We start from the raw sequence: 16300 nt of genomic DNA, 5'->3' as shown, positions 1-16300 counted from the left end.
TAACTAAGTTAACGCAATATATTTACAAAACTAAATACAGTTTATCTATCGTTTTACAGTAGTTTACTTGTTGTTATTTTTAAAATCGTGTGACATACTCGATATTAAATCCACTATTCCGACCGACTTACAGTATTTAATAAATCCTAGTGATTAGAAATCGCGCGGCAGTTGCGACAACGGAGAGTTTCCCCCATTGTTGCAATTGCCATTCAGACTTCTAGTCTGTGGGAATTTTTGGTGTGAGGAATTAACTAATGATAAGAGATTCACAAGGACTAACAATCACAACCGATTCACCAGACGCGATCGCAGCCATTAACCGCTTTATTGATCGAGCGCTTTTTTATGGCAAAGATGCAGAAATAGCGATTTTGCAAGCAATTACAGCAGATCCAACTTGTGCTTTAGCCCATGCCTATGCTGCTGCTTATTATCTTTCTCAAGAAAACAGGATAGCTTGGCAGCAAGCCCAGCCCCATTTGCAAGTAGCCCAAAAGAATATAGCCAAGATTACTAATAGAGAACAGTTATATGTGCAAGCAATTTTAGCTTGGGCAAACAAAGAAATTGATGTGGCGATCGCTCTCCATGAAGAGATTACCAATAAATTTCCCCGTGACTTGATATCAGTACAGCAAGGACAGTATCACTATTTTTACTTGGGTGACAAAGAAAAATTATTGCAAATTGCCCAAAAGGTTCTACCTGGCAATCTTGAAAACCATTATCTATACGGTATGGTTGCGTTTGGTTTAGAACAGTGCCACGAGCTAGTAGCGGCAGAAGCAATGGGACGTAAAGCAACAGCAATGAATCGCTACGATCCTTGGGCGCATCATGCCGTTGCCCATGTTTTGGAAACTCAAGGGCGAGTAGATGAAGGTATCGCTTGGATGGAAGCTTTTGCTGATACTTGGGAAAACTGCAACTCTATGCTGTATACCCATAACTGGTGGCACATCGCCCTGTATTATTTAGAGCGAGGCGATACTGAGAAAGTCTTGGCATTTTATGATACCCATATTTGGGGACGCGCCAGCAAACTATCTCCCAAAGATCAAGTCGGAGCAATTTCACTTCTATTACGACTAGAGTTACGAGGTGTGAATGTGGGTAGTCGGTGGCAACAATTGAGTAGTTATCTTTATCCTCGTATTCATGAACACGCTCTACCTTTTCAAGACTTGCATTACGTCTATGCGATGGCTAAAGCTGGACTTACTGACTGGGTAAACCAGATGTTATTGAGTATGGAACAATATGCTTTGAGTATTAATCCTTTTCTACGACAAGGCTGGTTAGAGGTAGCAATTCCCGCAGCTAAGGGAATGGTTGCTCATGCCAAAGGTGATTTCAATACAGCCATAGCGCAACTCAAACCTGTTTTACCACGCTTGCATTCTGTTGGTGGTAGTCATGCGCAGCGAGTTTTGTTTGAGCAGGTTTATCAAGATGCACTATTGCTAGCGCAAAAGCAGAGTTGGATTTATGGCATTACTGCTTGATAGGGTTGTGTTAGAAAAATTAACCGAAACGTCCACTGATATATTCCTCAGCTTCTGTGGTTGTAGGAGTATGGAACATTTGTTCTGTAGGGCTGAACTCGACTAATTTACCGCGACGTTTGCCATGCTCATCAATTTCTGTATTGAAGAACGCCGTCCAATCAGCAATCCTTGAAGCTTGTTGCATATTGTGAGTCACCATAATGATGGTGTATTGTTGCTTGAGTTCTAGGCAGAGTTCTTCTACTTGACGGGTAGAAATGGGATCGAGAGCCGAGCAAGGTTCATCCATCAATAATACGTCTGGCTTCATAGCGATCGCCCGTGCAATGCAAAGCCGTTGCTGTTGTCCGCCAGATAAAGCTGTACCCTTTGCTTTGAGCTTGTCTTTAACTTCATCCCAGATGGCGGCACGTTTGAGGGATTCTTCTACTAATTCATCAAGATTACCGTTATAACCGTTAGCACGCGGCCCAAAGGCAATATTCTCGTATATTGATTTAGGAAAAGGATTCGGTCTTTGAAAAACCATTCCTACTTGTCGGCGCAGTTTTACAGAGTTAATTTTGGAATCGTAAATATTGCGATCGCGGTAAATTAACCTACCTTCTACCTTAGCTCCAGGGATTAAATCATTCATGCGATTAAAGCAACGCAGCAGAGTACTTTTACCACAGCCTGAAGGGCCAATAAAAGCGGTAATTTGTTTTTGAGGAATTCTCAAATAGACATCTAGAAGTGCCAAAAAACCAGCATAATAAACCTTCACACCTTCAACATCGAATACAGCATCATCTTGTTGATTGAGTGTGGAATTTAGTTGATTTCTACTATTATGATAACTCATCTTAGCTTTTCTCCGAATATATATAAAACCTAGATTTAGACAGTTAATAATTATGCAATTAACTGTTTAATGATAGAAGCGTTGGCGAATATAGATTGCTAAACCATTTAAAGCTAAAACCAAAAGTATTAAAACAATAATTGTTGCAGCAGCAGCATTAGCAAAACCCGGTTCTGGACGAGTAATGTAACTATAAATTTGAATAGGTAATGCCATAAATCTCTGGAATAAACCAGGGTTAAAGGTAAGAAAACCCACAGCACCAACCACAATCAAAGATGCGGCATCACCAATAGCACGAGACACAGAAATAATTACTCCTGTAAGAATACCAGGAATAGCATAGGGTATGACGTGATTACTAAGTGTTTGCCACTTAGTCACACCCAAGCCGTAAGAAGCATATCTGAGGGAATCGGGAACTGCGCGAATTGCTTCTCTTGCTGTCACAATAATAACTGGTAAAGACAACAAAGATAAAGTCAACGCTCCAGAAATCAAAGTAGGACCAAACCCAAGTAAATAATTGAAAACACCTAAACCCAACAATCCATAAACAATAGAAGGTACTCCCGCTAGATTGCTAATATTAATCTCAATAATTGCTGCCCATCAGGTTTTGGGTGCGTATTCTTCTAGATATAAAGCTGCTCCTACCCCAATCGGTACAGTTATCAAAATAACGACAACTCCTAAAAGAACACTGCTGACAATAGCAGGGCGAATACCACCTTGATCGGGAAAACGAGAAGGAGTTTCAGTCAAAAATCCGGGTGTCAAAAATCTGCCTAATCCGTCTCGTAAAACATCAAAAAGTAATAACGCTAGGACAAATAAACCTATCAATAGTCCTAACAAAAAAAGTATCTCAAATATTTTTCCTATTTTTTCTCTCTTATCAACATTATCAGTAAATTCTACTACGGAATTGTGAGAATCATCTCTTGGATAAATTGTAGCCATGCTTATTTACTCGTATTTTTCTTTAAAGCGATTAGAAATCCAGTAACTGATAATATTCAAAATTAGAGTAATCAGAAACAAAACAGCACCTACGGCATATAAAGTCTGAAAATTGAGACTACCACGGGGGCTATCTCCACCAGAAATTTGCGCCATGTAAGCTGTCATCGTTTCTATAGACTCTGCAAAATTAACAGTCAGTTTTGGTTGTTGTCCGGCGGCGATGAGAACAGTCATAGTTTCACCAACAGCGCGAGAAATACCTAAAATAATTGAGGCGATAATTCCAGATAGTGCTGCTGGCAGAACCACTCTAAAAATACTTTCTAGTTTAGTTATTCCTAAAGCGTAAGCTCCTTCTCGTAAAGAACGTGGAACTGAGCGAATCGCGTCTAAACTGATGGAACCAACTGTAGGGGTAATCATGATTCCCATCATTAACCCTGCGCTTAAAGCATTGAAGATTTCCAAGGGAATAATATTTCGCAGCAATGGTGTGACAAACAACAGTGCAAAGTAACCATAGACTACCGTGGGTATTCCTGCCAAAAGTTCCATCGCTGGGCGTAAAATTGCTGCTACTTTTGGTTGGGCATATTCACTTAAATAAATAGCAGAAGATAAACCCAAAGGAATAGCAACTGCCATCGCAATAACTGTAGTCAAAAAAGTGCCATTAATCAAAGGCCAAATGCCAAAATGCTGTTCTGCAAATAAAGGTGTCCACTTAGTATCAAGAAAGAATTGGGCGAACGAAACTTTTTGGAAAAATTCAAATGCCACCTGAAAAATAATCATGACAATTCCAAAGGTTGTCAGCACAGAAACTAAAGCACAACCAAATAAAATTGTCGCCACAATCTTGTCTTGAATATCTTCTGATGGATGTTTCTCTAGTATGTGCCTAGAGTTTTGATGAAAACCATTTTGAGGATTTATGCTCGTCATAATTTTTATAACTTCTGCTTTCTGTCTTGAAAATGGGTGTGGAGGTGTAGGGGTTTAGGGGTGTAGGAGAAAAAACCTCTTTCATCTTTGGCGGGTGAAACTTGTTTCATCGGAACTACCTTAGAAATTAAAGATTTGGTAGGGTGGGTTATGGACATTAGTCCTAACGCACCAGGAATCTGAGATGGTGCGTTGCGCTGCGCGACAACACACCCTACAATATGCCTTTTAAATAAAGTTTGTAATTGGCTCACCTGGTTTTGCTTTTTTGAATTTTGTACCAGTTTCACCAGCAGCAAATTTTCGTTTGGTTTTGACATAAGCTTCATCTGGTAGTGCTACATAACCAACACTGTCTACCCACTTCCAAGAATTTTCTAGATAAAAATCCACAAATTCTTTGACTGCTGGTTTGTTATCTATGGATTTTTTACTAACATAGATAAACAGAGGACGAGACAATGGTGTATAGATATTCTTGACAACGTTATCTATTGGAACTGGTTTTTCACACTTTCCTGTAGGGCCTTTGACCGCAACTAAATTTAGTTTGTCTTGGTTTTGAATGTAGTAAGATATTCCTACATATCCTAAAGCTGATTCTTCACCTGAAACTCCTTGAACAAGAAGATTTTGATTGTGACTAGGAGTGTAATCTGTACGACCATTTTTAGCTTTCTTCGTCACTGCCTGGGTAAAATAATCAAATGTTCCCGTATCAGAAGCAGGAGCATAAAGTTTCAGCGGTTTGTCAGGAAACTTGGAATTAATTTGTTTCCAACTCAAGACTTTGCCATCTGATTTTGCACTCCACATCTTGTCAAGTTCTTTAATAGTCAAACATTTAGCAAAGTTATTTTGACGATTGGCAATAACAGCAATTCCATCTAAGCCTATAGGCAACTCGACAAATTCAATATTCTTGCTTTTACATCTTTCGATTTCTTCATCTCTAATAGTACGAGAAGCGCCAACAATATCAATATCGCCAGCGCAAAACTTACTGATTCCACCACCAGTACCACTGGAAGCAACGCTAACTTTAGCTTCTGGTTTAACCTTCTCGTATTCTTCTGCAACTGCCAGAGAAATAGGAAAACCTACCGCTGCACCATCAATACTCACTTGGCTTTTCTCTTCTTGAGCGCGATCGCACCCAGTGACACCGTAGCCAATAAGCATCAAAAATGTCAGGAAAAACCTACCCTTCAATCGAGTACCAAGGTTCATAGACTCAAATATCTAATTACTTTGAAAATTTCCAAAACAAAATTACATTTATGCCCTTCTGCCTACCTACGCTCTTGCGCGCAACGACTTGGTGCAAGTAGCCGTACCTACCCTACCCTGCGGGAACCCCTTTCGGGGAACGGGAACAGCTTCGCTGAACGGTAGACGCGAAGCGGCTTCCGCGTCTACTGCCCTCCGCCCTCTGCCTTCTTATGCTTTCTTCGCAGTTTGAACTTTGTCAAAAATTGCTCCATCTACAAAAAACTTTTTCTGGATCTGATCCCAACCTCCTAAATCTAGAGAGGTGAATAAGGTTTTGATTGGGGGATATTGTTTTACCACTTCTTGACTAACGGTGGGATTAACAGAACGATATCCTAATTTGGCAAATTCGCGTTGGGCTTCTGTAGAGTAAAGAAAATCAACAAAAGCTTGTGCAACTTCTCTTGTACCGTGCTTGTCAACGTTTTTATCAACTATAGTTACAGGGTTGTCAATGGAAATATTTACTTGTGGTACTACATAGGGTAGTTTTGCTCCATTTTGTTCTGCCAAAATTACTTCGTTCTCATAGTTAATTAAGACATCTCCCTGACCTTTTTGGAAAAATAAATCACTAGCTTCACGGGCATCTTTTGTGAGTATAGGAGCGTTCTTATAAACTTTGGTGACATAATCTAGAGCTGTCGCTTCCTCACCTCCGGTTTGAGTCACCGATCCCCACATAGCCAAGAATTCCCAGATGGCAATACCAGAAGTTTTCGGATTAGCGGCAATCAGTTTCACGTCATCTTTTGCCAAGTCTTCCCAAGTCTTGATGCCTTTGGGATTGCCTTCGCGGGTTACAATTGCGGCTACGGATCTTGTGACAACACCATTTCTTGGAGCTTTGATTTCCCAATCTGATTTAATCAATCCTGCTTGCTGAATTTTGCTGACATCTAGGGGTAGTGCTAGATGTACTATATCTGCTTCTTGGGAACCTGAAATGACAGCAGCAGTTTGAGTGCCAGAACCTCCATAACTCTGCTCAAAGGTGACGTTCTGATTATGTTCTTTCTTCCACTGTTCCACAAATTTGGGAATGATGCGATCGTGAGCAGCCTTGGTTACTGAGTAGGAAACGAGCCTGAGCTTGACATCAGGCTTGCTAGCTGAACTACTTCCAGAGCAGGCGGCGATCGCTACACTTAAAAAAGTACCTGCTAAAAATAGACATACAAATCTTTGTGTAGAGTTGCCATTCAACAAAACTCTGATTACTCGTTGATATGAAAGTTGGCTATTACGCAAAGCTTTCATGACATAAGTCTGGAATCCTCCTATTAGGTAAATTCCCAATTGTGTCAAATGTTGCGACTTGCCTATTTCCATTTATTATTTACTCCTTAATTTACGGTATCTTGACCAAGATGCCGTAATCAAGGCTATTATAGAGTAATCGAATAGTAAACAAAATATACCTTTATCTTTTGTTACTTAAAAAGAAATTCATTTTTATATCACTTTTTGATAAATTTTTATGAGATGCATTTCTATCTAGTTGACTTCACATACTACCCTATTTATTTCTGTATCATTCACAACTTTTATATCAAACAAACTAGCTCCTGCTAGTACAACAGAAGCTGAATTGGGAAAATTTATATCTGTTCGCGATCGCACTTCCTTATCATTTATTTAGCTCAAGTTTCTAAACTTTTTACAACTTGGCTTTGCTCTCCAATTTGTAGCTCAGATTTTTTACTTTTCTCCATAATTTGTCGATTTAGTTCAAATGGAAGGTAAATTGAATAATGATTGCCATTAGTATCAGTAAGTTTAATTTCATTGAGAGATTGCTGTTGTTGAAGTGTAGGCAATACACTCACTTTCATTTCATTGAGATTTTCTTGTTGCTGTTTAATTAGCGGCATCACACTCGACTTCATTTCATTCAGACACCGCTGCTGTTCTCTGACAATTTGAGTCAGTTGTTGGAGTTGCTGAGACTGCAAATTATCCATTTTTTCATGGAGCAGTTCAATATTTTGGGCAGCATTTCGATTCACTAGGTGATCGTATTCGTTTTTCTTGCGATCTACATCAGACTGCCGATTCTGGCTCATCAAGACGATAGGAGCAGTGTATGCTGAGGCAAACGAAAATACCAAATTCAGCAAGATGAATGGTGACTCATCCCAATGTGGTACTCCTGGTGCCAAGTTTAAACCTACCCACCCTGCTAGAACACCAGTTTGTCCAATTAAAAAAGCCCAAGAACCCACTTTGGCAGCCATTGAATCAGCAAGACGCTGTCCTAAAGTCACTTTTTCTTCAACTTCTAGTTCTTGCACTTGCGTTGAATGTTGCTGTAAACGAATAGAATTTTTTTGTTCTTTTGCTTCAATATTTTTTGCCAATTGCCTTCCTGGTTTCATCTTACACCTCTTCTTCAAATCAAGTTTGTAAACTTTTTTGTTTGTTTGCGTTCGATTCATCTTGATTTCAAGATAAAGCCATTTAATCGATAAAAGCAAATATTCTTGTTTTTTGAATCAATAAATAAAAGTGATGCAGGATTAAGAAAGAACCCAGAAGTAGCAGAAGATTCTAAATTCTGAATTCTGCATTCTTCGTTAAAAAAATCAATAACTTATCTTTATTATTTACTGAATAAAGAACATTTGCTTCTATGTATTATTCCAATCCTCATTGGTATCAATCGTCTGTTTTCTCAAAAACTAGCATTGGGTTTTAGGCGATCGCTACAGAGGTTAATTTTTAATTGTGAGTAAATATGCAAAAAATCCCACTTGGCGATGAACTTTAGGGGGATAGAGTTAGCATGAATAATTAGTATTAGATATTTATTTAATTCTTAAAAATCTGATCGAAAAGCGATCGCGTAACTCTAAAGTTAATGGCTATTAGATTTTGATAGATTTCGTCTAGATTATCTATAGTAATTTTACCCTCCAAATGAAGCTTTCTAATTACGGCTAAAGTTCCTTTTACATTTAGCCCCAAACGTATAGCTTCTTTTCGAGCAGCAAAATCATCCAGAAGAATATAATCAGTTTGTAACTCTATACCAAGAGCTATTGCTTCTGCTTCACCTCTACCTAAACGTGTATTCAAGCTTTCTGCTAAAGATTTTTTTCAACCGCAACATCTTGTTGAGATAAATAAGAAAACTCCAGCCCTAGCAAATCTAGTAACTCTAGGAAAACTTCAGGTTCTATATCCATAATTTCCGATGCTTTTTTCAAACTAATAACTCTAGAAAATAAAGCACCTAGTACAAATAGAAACTGTTCCTTTTTTTCAATATTATTAAAAAGCTGAACTTCTGAGGCAATGCTTTTAAACATCTCTTGGGTATTCATGACTAGTATCCTCTAGTTACAAACCGTACAACTTCGCCTGCTTATGCTTGCTGCAAGTCTTCTTTAAAAGCAGGGAGTTGTTGCTAATGTCGCTCTTACATAGATAATAATTGCGATCGCAATAAAGTGTGTACTCTGTGCGATCGCTTCAGACGTTAATTTCTAATTGTGAGTAAATACGCAAAAAACTCCACTCGGCAATATGCTTTGTGGAGGTGGAGTTGCCCCGAAATTTAAATCAGCGATACAAGCGATCGTATTCGCTGCTCACTTTCCAGCCGAACGCTTTTGTTAAGCGATTGGAAAGACTGAATTGAGCGGCAATTTCACCCGCTTCTAAAATTGCTCGATCAGAAAGCCCTGCCTGACGTAATGGCTTGATATCTTCAAAAGAAAGCTCTGTGGCATTCTGATTAATTTTGATCGCAAACTCCACAAGAGCTAGCTCCCGTTCTGTCAGTTCAACCTCTTGATAGTTCAGTGCTAGTACGTCAGGAAATACAGGATCTTTAATTACCTCTCGCAGATGAGCCTTGTGAGTAATAACGCAAGATTCACACTTATTTGCTGCCGAAGATACGATGGCGATGATTTCCCGTTCCTTTGATGATAGTTCACCCTCACCATACATCAAAGCATTGTAGTAGTTAAACCAAAGTAGCAAATGTTCGGGATTGAGTGAGTAGCCAAGGAAGAAGCTATGAACAAAACCATAGCGATCGCGTTGTTCTTTGAAGAGTGCCTGTACTTGGGGTGGTAGAGTTGCTTCCTCTGGCACTTCTAACCAGGAGTTCGTCGTCGTTTTCTTGTCTTGAACAGCTATTGCCTCTTTGTTTGCAGTTGCTTGAACAGGAGGCTGCAAAATTTTGGTTTTGCGACTGTTTTTAGGCATAAAAATCCTTTTATAACCAAGGATGACGGGGTGGATTAACGTTATTCAGGAAGTAATTACCCACAGCGTAGTATTTCCAACGCACAGGATCGTGTAACGTATGCGCTCTGGCATTGCGCCAGTGGCGATCATAGTTAAACTCTTGTAAGGTAGACTTTGTACCTGCCAATTCAAATAACTTGTTAGTTGCCAGCAGCGATGCTTCAGTCGCCAGTGCTTTAGCCTCAGCGACTGCAATAGAAGCTTCAACCACTTTAGTTTCTTCTAAGCCGGAAGCATTTGCTTCATCAATAAATTCACCTGCACGCCGCAAAAGTGCTTCAGCAGCGTGAACTTGGATTTGGACGTTGCCGAAATTATAGATAGTTAGGGGATCTTCATAACCATGTTCTAAATTACTATCAACCCACGGGCGGGTATGGTTGCGAACGAAGTAGATTGTATCTCGTACAGCAGCTTTGGCAATACCAACGTCCACAGCTGCTTGAATAATTTGGGCTACAGCACCCATAGGTGTGGCACGCTCAAAAGCTAAGTAATGAGGAATCACATGTTCTGGTTTGACCTTGACATTCTCTAGAATAGTAGTGCCGCTAGCAGTGGTTCGTTGTCCAAAACTTGTCCAATCATCAAGTAAGGTTAATCCTTCTGCATCCCTTTCTACAAAAGCGATTACCGTTTTACCTTCATCATTAGCAGCAATCACTGGAATCCAATGGGCTAACAATGCACCAGCAGAGTAGTATTTACGTCCGTTGAGAACGTATCCATCACCAGATTTTTCCAAACGTGTTCGCACGTCAGTAACAGACTTGGTGCCAATTTCCGAAAAGGCATTACCAAACCGCTTATCTTGCAATACCAAATCAAAGAAAAAGTGCTTCTGTTCTGCTGTGCCATCTAGCCGGATAGCTTCTACCATGTACAGGTGATTTTGGGGAATTTGCCCAAGACTGGGATCTGCTTCGGAGATAATTTTGACGACTTCTGCTAGAGTGGCATTGGATACAAAAGCGCCTCCATACTCTTTGGGAACTGTAATACCCCACAAACCACTGCCAGAGAACTTTTTCACCTCTTCATTGGGTAAACGCCGCTCTCGATCGCGCTCAGAATCTCCTTTGGCAAATTCAGCTGCTAATTGGTGAGCGATCGCGATCGCTTCTGCATCACTAGTAATTACATGGGTTTGCTGCTCAGTACTAATTGCAGTTGTCATAATTTTGTCTTCTGGGTAGGTGTATTTTTCGTATGCGAGTAAAGCTCACTCACACAGTTACTAACTCGTCAGATGTGCGACGATTAGCTTCTATCTCACGTACCAAAGGAATGACTGTACGACCGAATGCAGGTAAGTCATCGCTATAGTGGAGGAAGCCACCGAGAATTAAATCTACTCCTACCTCGTAATATTGGCGAATGCGATCGGCTACCTGTTCAGCTGTACCAATCAAGCCTGTTCTAAAGCCATCGTTGTACTGTACTAAGTCTTCAAAACTAGAATTTGCCCACATTCCTTGTCGTTCACGAGTAGATGCTCCTGCGTGTTTGACTGCCTCTCCAAAGCCTTCAACTGCTTCTTGATCTGCCTTAGCAATAATCTCTCGCAGCACAGCATGAGCTTCGGCTTCCGTATCTCGTACCAAAATAAAAGCATTCAGCCCAAACTTGATTTTACGACCTTGTTGACGCGCCAGAGCAGATACTTCCTGAATCTGTTCCCGTACACCATCAATAGTATTACCATTCATGAAATACCAGTCAGATACACGGGCTGCCATGCGTCGCGCTGCTTTAGAGTTTCCACCTTGGAAAATTTCTGGATGGGGATTTTGATTGACTGGTTTAGGTTTCACCCATCCACCGTTAATGCGGTAAAAGTCACCCTTGAAGTGGAATTCACCTTCTGTCCACATCCCTTTCAGCACGCGGATAAATTCCTCTGAACGACGATAGCGTTCATCATGATCTAACCAAGGTTCACCATAAATTGTAAATTCACCTTTGAACCAGCCACTGACGACGTTCAAGCAGAAGCGCCCTTGAGAAATAAAATCTATTGTTGCACCCATCTTGGCAACTACACCTGGATGCCACAATCCTGGATGAACAGCAGCAATCAATTTTAACCGCTCGGTAACTGGCGCTAAAGCTGCTACAGTAGAAAGTGCTTCTAGTTGGTATTCTGCACCATAGCTAGCAATAAACCTAGCTTGAGCCAAAGCGTAGTCAAATCCCACCTGTTCAGCTGTTTGAGCTAGTTGAGCGTTATAATCGAAAGTCCAATCTGTGCGTTGGGGAATCTTACTCACTACCAATCCCCCGCTAACGTTGGGAACCCAGTATGCAAACTTGATATCCATGATTCCACCTCTATGTTGAACTGGGATGATGAAAGCGTAAATATTAGTTAATTCTTTAATTAAGGTAAGCTGACAAAAAAGCGATCGCTCTTTGTCTGCTCTAATACTCTATAGTCTTCTAATTCAACTGTGGCAAAACGTTTGACTCCTACTCGTGCCATTGCCCTTTGCAGTTCTGCATCTGGTTGCAGTAGCGCTGACTGCATCTGCCCAATTAAAGGTATACCCAAATGCTGTGCTACTGCCAATGGTGGCATAGGAGATGGGCCAAGTACTCCTACCACATGCAAATGTTGAGAGAATTCAGGAAAGTCGCGCAATTCTTGTTCCAAAACCACACTGTCAATTGCTGCACAGTCTGCTAATCCCTCTACTACCCAACGAATTGAACGTTGATGGGAACCTGATTGTATCGTCTTGCCAAAAAAATTTAAGGGATATTTTTCTTGAATTAATCTTTGACGGAGCAAATTATAACCACTGTTAGATCCAACATCGTTATAGCATAAGGTTTTTCCCGCCAAATCTGCCAATACTCTGATATCACTATCAGCATTGACAATGACGTCTGCAAAGTAAACGGGGCGGTTGTAATATCGAGATGATTCCATTACAGGGGCAACCAATGTCTGCAATTGATCTGAAACCACCTGACAATAGCGAATTAGCGGTAACCCACAAATAAATACTAGATCTATTCGGTCTTGCATTAATAACGGATCTTCCAGAGGATCGCATTCTCCTTGGTATAGCTGTGTTTCCAATCCTAAAACACGACCTAGATAAGCTGTAATGGCTTGGTAGAATCCGAACCAATTGGGAGCTAAGTAAGATACAGCACGCAGTCTTGGTAATACCATTTTGGATTTTGGATTTTAGATTTTGGATTGAAAATCGCTTTGTGCAGATGAGTTATGTCAATTTATTTGTCGCACTCCTTATTGCTAAGTGTCAGTATGATCATTCTTGTTCTACAACAGTGTGATGCTTAGAAACTTGTCTTACCTTTCGCCCTAACCAATGGATGTATAAAAAGCCCAAGCTAGCAAAGGTCAACAGCATAATTCCAAAAATTGTTTTATATCCTTTAGTGTGCCACCATAGTCGCGTGAACAATGCAGCACCTTGTTTTGGTAACTTCCACAATTCATAATCATTAACTCTTTCAACCTTGTGGATAGTTTGGGCTAATGTCATTTTGATTGCTTCCTCAAACTAAATACGATAAGTCGATAGGATTATCGTACATTGTATAACAAATCATCCAGCTTTGTCAAAACAACCCGATTTTGAGAGCTAGCTCTTCACATAATTGGGATTCCATTGCAACCAGTAGTTTTCCAAGCCTCTGGCGATCACATCCGCTAACTTCCCAAAAATGGCATATAGCAAAATACTTAATACTACGACATCAGTTTGCATAAACTCTCTCGCGTTCATTGCCATATAGCCGATACCAGAATCAGCAGCGATAGTTTCGGCGACAATGAGTGTCAGCCACATAATCCCTAAAGAGAAACGCACACCCACTAAAATAGAAGACATTGCTCCAGGGAGAATAATTCGCCAAAACAAACCCCAAGCGTTTAAACCGTAAATTCTTCCCATCTCAATCAATCCTGGATCAACGCTACGAATACCGTGAAAAGTATTTAAATAAATGGGGAACATTACACCTAAAGCGACAAGAAATAATCTCGCTTCATCGCCAATTCCAAACCACAAAATTACCAGGGGAATTAAAGCTAAGTTAGGAATGTTGCGGAGCATCTGAATAGATGTATCTAATAGTTTTTCGGCAATAGGGGAAATGCCATTTATTAGCCCCAAAGCAAATCCAATACTTCCACCAACTAAAAAACCTGTAATTGCTCGTGTAGCACTAATCCCAATATTTCTAAAAAGTTCGCCTGTTTTAGCTAATTCAACAGCAGCATTCAAGACACTTAAAGGAGCAGGTAAAATTCTTGTTGGGATTAAGCCAACAGAAGAAAACAACTGCCATAAAAGAAGTATCGATATGGGTACAACCCAAGGAATAAGTGACTGAGTATGACGATTCTTTAAAAACTTAAATTGGAGTTTATTTTGTTTCATCGTCTGCCTCGAATTAAAATCCTTACGAGAAGAGTAAATTATTTTCATAGGATTATGGGACTTTAGAAATAATTTGTCTGAAGTACTGAATTGATTACAATTAATTCAATTGATTGCTAAATCTAGTTAAATAATTTAACACTGGAAATTCTGTAGTAATTGGAAAATGTATGATAATTAAATTAGTTATTGGTTTTTCCAAGCAGCAATTATTGTAATCGGTAATTCTTCTATAAAACTCCCAGATGGTTCAACAGCAAGTAACGATTCTTTTAAATCTGCTTCAAATTTCTCGCGGTTTTCTCCCACATAACTAGGGAGACAAAAGGCTGTGGAATAGAGATAGCCAAGGTAAGTATCAACCGTCCAAGATTGTTGATATTTAACTTCATATTTAGCTTGGCTGGAGAAAGCTGATAGAGCTAAGATTTCTTCATGGGAAATTTGCAAAGGTTTCCAAACTCCCTTACCACCTTCACCAGTGCGGCGTTGTTCACCTAACCAACGTTTGACAACAGCAACAGCTGTCTTTTTCCAAGGATGATCGCTATTCCAAGGATCTTCGTGAGTCTGGATAATTGCCAAACCACCATTATCAGTAAGTAAGTCATATACGCGTTGCAAGACAAAATCTCGCTGCATCCAGTGAAAAGCTCGACCAATAGTTACCAGACGAAATTTATCAACATGAGGAGAAATATTTTCGGCTCTGTCTTGTACCCAACTGATATTTGTTGCACCCACTGCTGTTGCTTGTTGTTGAGCAATTTGTAGCATTTCAGGATCAGGATCTAAGCCGATAACTTCTTCAAAGCGATCGCGTAAAGGAATAGTAATTAATCCTGCACCACAACCCAAGTCAAGGAGCTTTCCCTTGCCATCAAGATGAAATATCTCTGTGAGCAAATCAAACACAATTGGTGGATATTTCGGTCTGTATTGGGCATAATACCAAGCAGCACCTGTAAATAAAGTTGGGTCGTAGGCAGGGATTGTTGTCATGTGCAGAAATTCCTGAACTAAACTGTCATCATTCTTATGAAATAGCAAAGCCATATTACTCTTCTTTACCCCGTAAACTAATGTTTGAGATATTAATCAATTAGGTAAAAGAGCATTAAAACTTTACTATTTAGACTGAATCAAGTAACTAAAAAACTGTTATTAAAATGGACGACTACCAGCAAGACTTACTCGCTTCATTACCCGTCGTTCATTTGGATCAAAAGCTTCACGATAATGTAAAGTGGCTTGATTATCCCAATAGACAATATCACCTGGTGACCATTTGTGTTTGTAATAGAACTGTGGCTGATTTAAATGCTCTCGTAACTGTTCTATTAATTCTGCTCCTTCTTGTGGATCTAAGCCCACAACTTCTACTTCTGTGGCATAGTCTAGATACAAAATCTTTTTACCACTCTCTGGATGAGTCCGGACTAGTGGATGAGGAAAAACTGGACTGATTAAGGGAATACTTTTATCAAGACGATACTTAGAACGAGGTGCATTTGGTTGATTTAAAAACGGATTATAGGTAATCAACTGTAAATCTGCAATTCTGTGTTTAGTAGCCTCGTCCAAGCTTTCATATACTAAATTCAGATTTAACCAATAGGTATTTCCTCCTTGTGTAGGAACTTCCAAGGCATAAAGTAAAGAACCACTAGACGGGTAAGGAGTCCATTTGTGATCGGAATGAAAAGTCAGTTCACCAGTACCTGTATAACCACCATCAATATTAGAAATCGAAATAATGACAGGTGTAACTCCTGGCTCGGAAGCTAGCACGGGAATATCATTTGGTGGGACAAATAAAGAACCAAAATAAAAGGCAAATTTTAAGAATTGCTGCTCATCAAGCTCTTGATTTTTGAAAATCAAGATATGGTAGTCACGCAGTACTTGCTTGAGTTGCAAAATGACTTCAGGCGCAATGGCTTGGCTAGCATCAAGTCCAGTAACAACAGCTCCTAAAGGTGCATCAAGGGGAGTAATCTTAAATTCAGTCAGAGTTAGTGTTGGCATAGTTAATACAATTCAAAATTGCATACAATTTTTGTAAAAAGCTGTAAAAAAACTCT

Annotated in this window: 17 protein-coding genes and 1 pseudogene; 1 reads left to right on the top strand and 17 read right to left on the bottom strand. The window is 39.8% G+C overall.

What is annotated here, in order from left to right; translation table 11 throughout:
- Positions 1-257 precede the first annotated feature (257 nt).
- Entirely contained in the window at positions 258-1508 is a 1251-nt protein-coding gene (locus U2718_RS03790; protein WP_341994089.1) for a tetratricopeptide repeat protein, read from the top strand.
- Positions 1509-1527: 19 nt separating this feature from the next.
- Here the strand turns inward: U2718_RS03790 and pstB are convergent, their stop codons facing one another.
- The 17 genes and pseudogenes from pstB to U2718_RS03705 form a co-directional block, all read right to left on the bottom strand.
- Positions 1528-2355, bottom strand: coding sequence for a phosphate ABC transporter ATP-binding protein PstB (pstB, locus tag U2718_RS03785; RefSeq protein WP_341994090.1), 828 nt, complete (start codon positions 2353-2355; stop codon positions 1528-1530).
- 66 nt (positions 2356-2421) lie between these two features.
- Positions 2422-3318, bottom strand: a pseudogene (gene pstA / locus U2718_RS03780) (phosphate ABC transporter permease PstA).
- Positions 3319-3324: 6 nt separating this feature from the next.
- Positions 3325-4266 (bottom strand): phosphate ABC transporter permease subunit PstC, encoded by a 942-nt coding sequence (gene pstC / locus U2718_RS03775; RefSeq protein ID WP_289792345.1) that lies wholly within the window; start codon positions 4264-4266, stop codon positions 3325-3327.
- A gap of 5 nt (positions 4267-4271) precedes the next feature.
- Positions 4272-4520, bottom strand: coding sequence for a hypothetical protein (locus tag U2718_RS03770; RefSeq protein ID WP_341994091.1), 249 nt, complete (start codon positions 4518-4520; stop codon positions 4272-4274).
- Positions 4495-5496 carry a PstS family phosphate ABC transporter substrate-binding protein gene (locus U2718_RS03765; RefSeq protein WP_341994092.1) on the bottom strand — a complete coding sequence of 334 codons (1002 nt, stop codon included), beginning with the start codon at positions 5494-5496 and terminating at the stop codon, positions 4495-4497. The genes U2718_RS03770 and U2718_RS03765 overlap by 26 nt, the downstream gene beginning before the upstream one ends.
- Before the next feature lie 210 nt (positions 5497-5706).
- The gene (locus tag U2718_RS03760) at positions 5707-6864 is read right to left on the bottom strand and encodes a sulfate ABC transporter substrate-binding protein (protein ID WP_341994151.1); all 1158 of its coding nucleotides are present in this window, start codon (positions 6862-6864) and stop codon (positions 5707-5709) included.
- A gap of 317 nt (positions 6865-7181) precedes the next feature.
- Positions 7182-7916: a DUF1003 domain-containing protein gene (locus U2718_RS03755; RefSeq protein ID WP_341994093.1), complete on the bottom strand. Its 735-nt coding sequence runs from the start codon at positions 7914-7916 to the stop codon at positions 7182-7184.
- A gap of 433 nt (positions 7917-8349) precedes the next feature.
- Complete coding sequence (locus tag U2718_RS03750) at positions 8350-8616, bottom strand: hypothetical protein (RefSeq protein WP_341994094.1); 267 nt, start codon at positions 8614-8616, stop codon at positions 8350-8352.
- An 8-nt stretch (positions 8617-8624) separates the two neighbouring features.
- Positions 8625-8864 carry a hypothetical protein gene (locus U2718_RS03745; protein ID WP_341994095.1) on the bottom strand — a complete coding sequence of 80 codons (240 nt, stop codon included), beginning with the start codon at positions 8862-8864 and terminating at the stop codon, positions 8625-8627.
- 238 nt (positions 8865-9102) lie between these two features.
- On the bottom strand, positions 9103-9756 hold the full coding sequence (locus U2718_RS03740) for a peroxidase-related enzyme (protein WP_341994096.1): 654 nt from the start codon (positions 9754-9756) through the stop codon (positions 9103-9105).
- 10 nt (positions 9757-9766) lie between these two features.
- Complete coding sequence (locus tag U2718_RS03735; protein WP_341994097.1) at positions 9767-10975, bottom strand: SfnB family sulfur acquisition oxidoreductase; 1209 nt, start codon at positions 10973-10975, stop codon at positions 9767-9769.
- 49 nt (positions 10976-11024) lie between these two features.
- Positions 11025-12119, bottom strand: a complete 1095-nt coding sequence (gene sfnG, locus U2718_RS03730; RefSeq protein WP_341994098.1) for a dimethylsulfone monooxygenase SfnG — start codon at positions 12117-12119, stop codon at positions 11025-11027.
- Between the two features lie 59 nt (positions 12120-12178).
- Entirely contained in the window at positions 12179-12979 is an 801-nt protein-coding gene (locus tag U2718_RS03725) for a phosphate/phosphite/phosphonate ABC transporter substrate-binding protein (RefSeq protein ID WP_341994099.1), read from the bottom strand.
- Between the two features lie 100 nt (positions 12980-13079).
- Positions 13080-13316, bottom strand: a complete 237-nt coding sequence (locus U2718_RS03720) for a hypothetical protein (RefSeq protein WP_341994100.1) — start codon at positions 13314-13316, stop codon at positions 13080-13082.
- 99 nt (positions 13317-13415) lie between these two features.
- Positions 13416-14216: an aliphatic sulfonate ABC transporter permease SsuC gene (gene ssuC / locus U2718_RS03715; RefSeq protein WP_341994101.1), complete on the bottom strand. Its 801-nt coding sequence runs from the start codon at positions 14214-14216 to the stop codon at positions 13416-13418.
- Positions 14217-14402: 186 nt separating this feature from the next.
- The gene (locus U2718_RS03710) at positions 14403-15272 is read right to left on the bottom strand and encodes a class I SAM-dependent methyltransferase (protein ID WP_341994102.1); all 870 of its coding nucleotides are present in this window, start codon (positions 15270-15272) and stop codon (positions 14403-14405) included.
- A gap of 108 nt (positions 15273-15380) precedes the next feature.
- A complete protein-coding gene (locus tag U2718_RS03705; protein ID WP_341994103.1) occupies positions 15381-16244 on the bottom strand; it encodes a TauD/TfdA family dioxygenase in 864 nt (287 codons plus the stop codon).
- Between the last annotated feature and the right edge of the window lie 56 nt (positions 16245-16300).

Origin of the sequence: Chlorogloeopsis sp. ULAP02 (assembly GCF_038404745.2) — a bacterium.
Classification (GTDB): Bacteria; Cyanobacteriota; Cyanobacteriia; order Cyanobacteriales; family Nostocaceae; genus Chlorogloeopsis.
Note: the sequence above shows the minus strand (reverse complement) of the source record. Positions and strands in the feature narration are given on the sequence as shown.

Bases quoted from the DNA above. Each gene is read 5' to 3' on its own strand.
- U2718_RS03790 (WP_341994089.1), top strand. From the start codon at position 258: ATGATAAGAGATTCACAAGGACTAACAATCACAACCGATTCACCAGAC.
- pstB (WP_341994090.1), bottom strand. From the start codon at position 2,355: ATGAGTTATCATAATAGTAGAAATCAACTAAATTCCACACTCAATCAA.
- pstC (WP_289792345.1), bottom strand. From the start codon at position 4,266: ATGACGAGCATAAATCCTCAAAATGGTTTTCATCAAAACTCTAGGCAC.
- U2718_RS03765 (WP_341994092.1), bottom strand. From the start codon at position 5,496: ATGAACCTTGGTACTCGATTGAAGGGTAGGTTTTTCCTGACATTTTTG.
- U2718_RS03755 (WP_341994093.1), bottom strand. From the start codon at position 7,916: ATGAAACCAGGAAGGCAATTGGCAAAAAATATTGAAGCAAAAGAACAA.
- U2718_RS03745 (WP_341994095.1), bottom strand. From the start codon at position 8,864: ATGAATACCCAAGAGATGTTTAAAAGCATTGCCTCAGAAGTTCAGCTT.
- U2718_RS03740 (WP_341994096.1), bottom strand. From the start codon at position 9,756: ATGCCTAAAAACAGTCGCAAAACCAAAATTTTGCAGCCTCCTGTTCAA.
- U2718_RS03735 (WP_341994097.1), bottom strand. From the start codon at position 10,975: ATGACAACTGCAATTAGTACTGAGCAGCAAACCCATGTAATTACTAGT.
- sfnG (WP_341994098.1), bottom strand. From the start codon at position 12,119: ATGGATATCAAGTTTGCATACTGGGTTCCCAACGTTAGCGGGGGATTG.
- U2718_RS03725 (WP_341994099.1), bottom strand. From the start codon at position 12,979: ATGGTATTACCAAGACTGCGTGCTGTATCTTACTTAGCTCCCAATTGG.
- U2718_RS03720 (WP_341994100.1), bottom strand. From the start codon at position 13,316: ATGACATTAGCCCAAACTATCCACAAGGTTGAAAGAGTTAATGATTAT.
- ssuC (WP_341994101.1), bottom strand. From the start codon at position 14,216: ATGAAACAAAATAAACTCCAATTTAAGTTTTTAAAGAATCGTCATACT.
- U2718_RS03710 (WP_341994102.1), bottom strand. From the start codon at position 15,272: ATGGCTTTGCTATTTCATAAGAATGATGACAGTTTAGTTCAGGAATTT.
- U2718_RS03705 (WP_341994103.1), bottom strand. From the start codon at position 16,244: ATGCCAACACTAACTCTGACTGAATTTAAGATTACTCCCCTTGATGCA.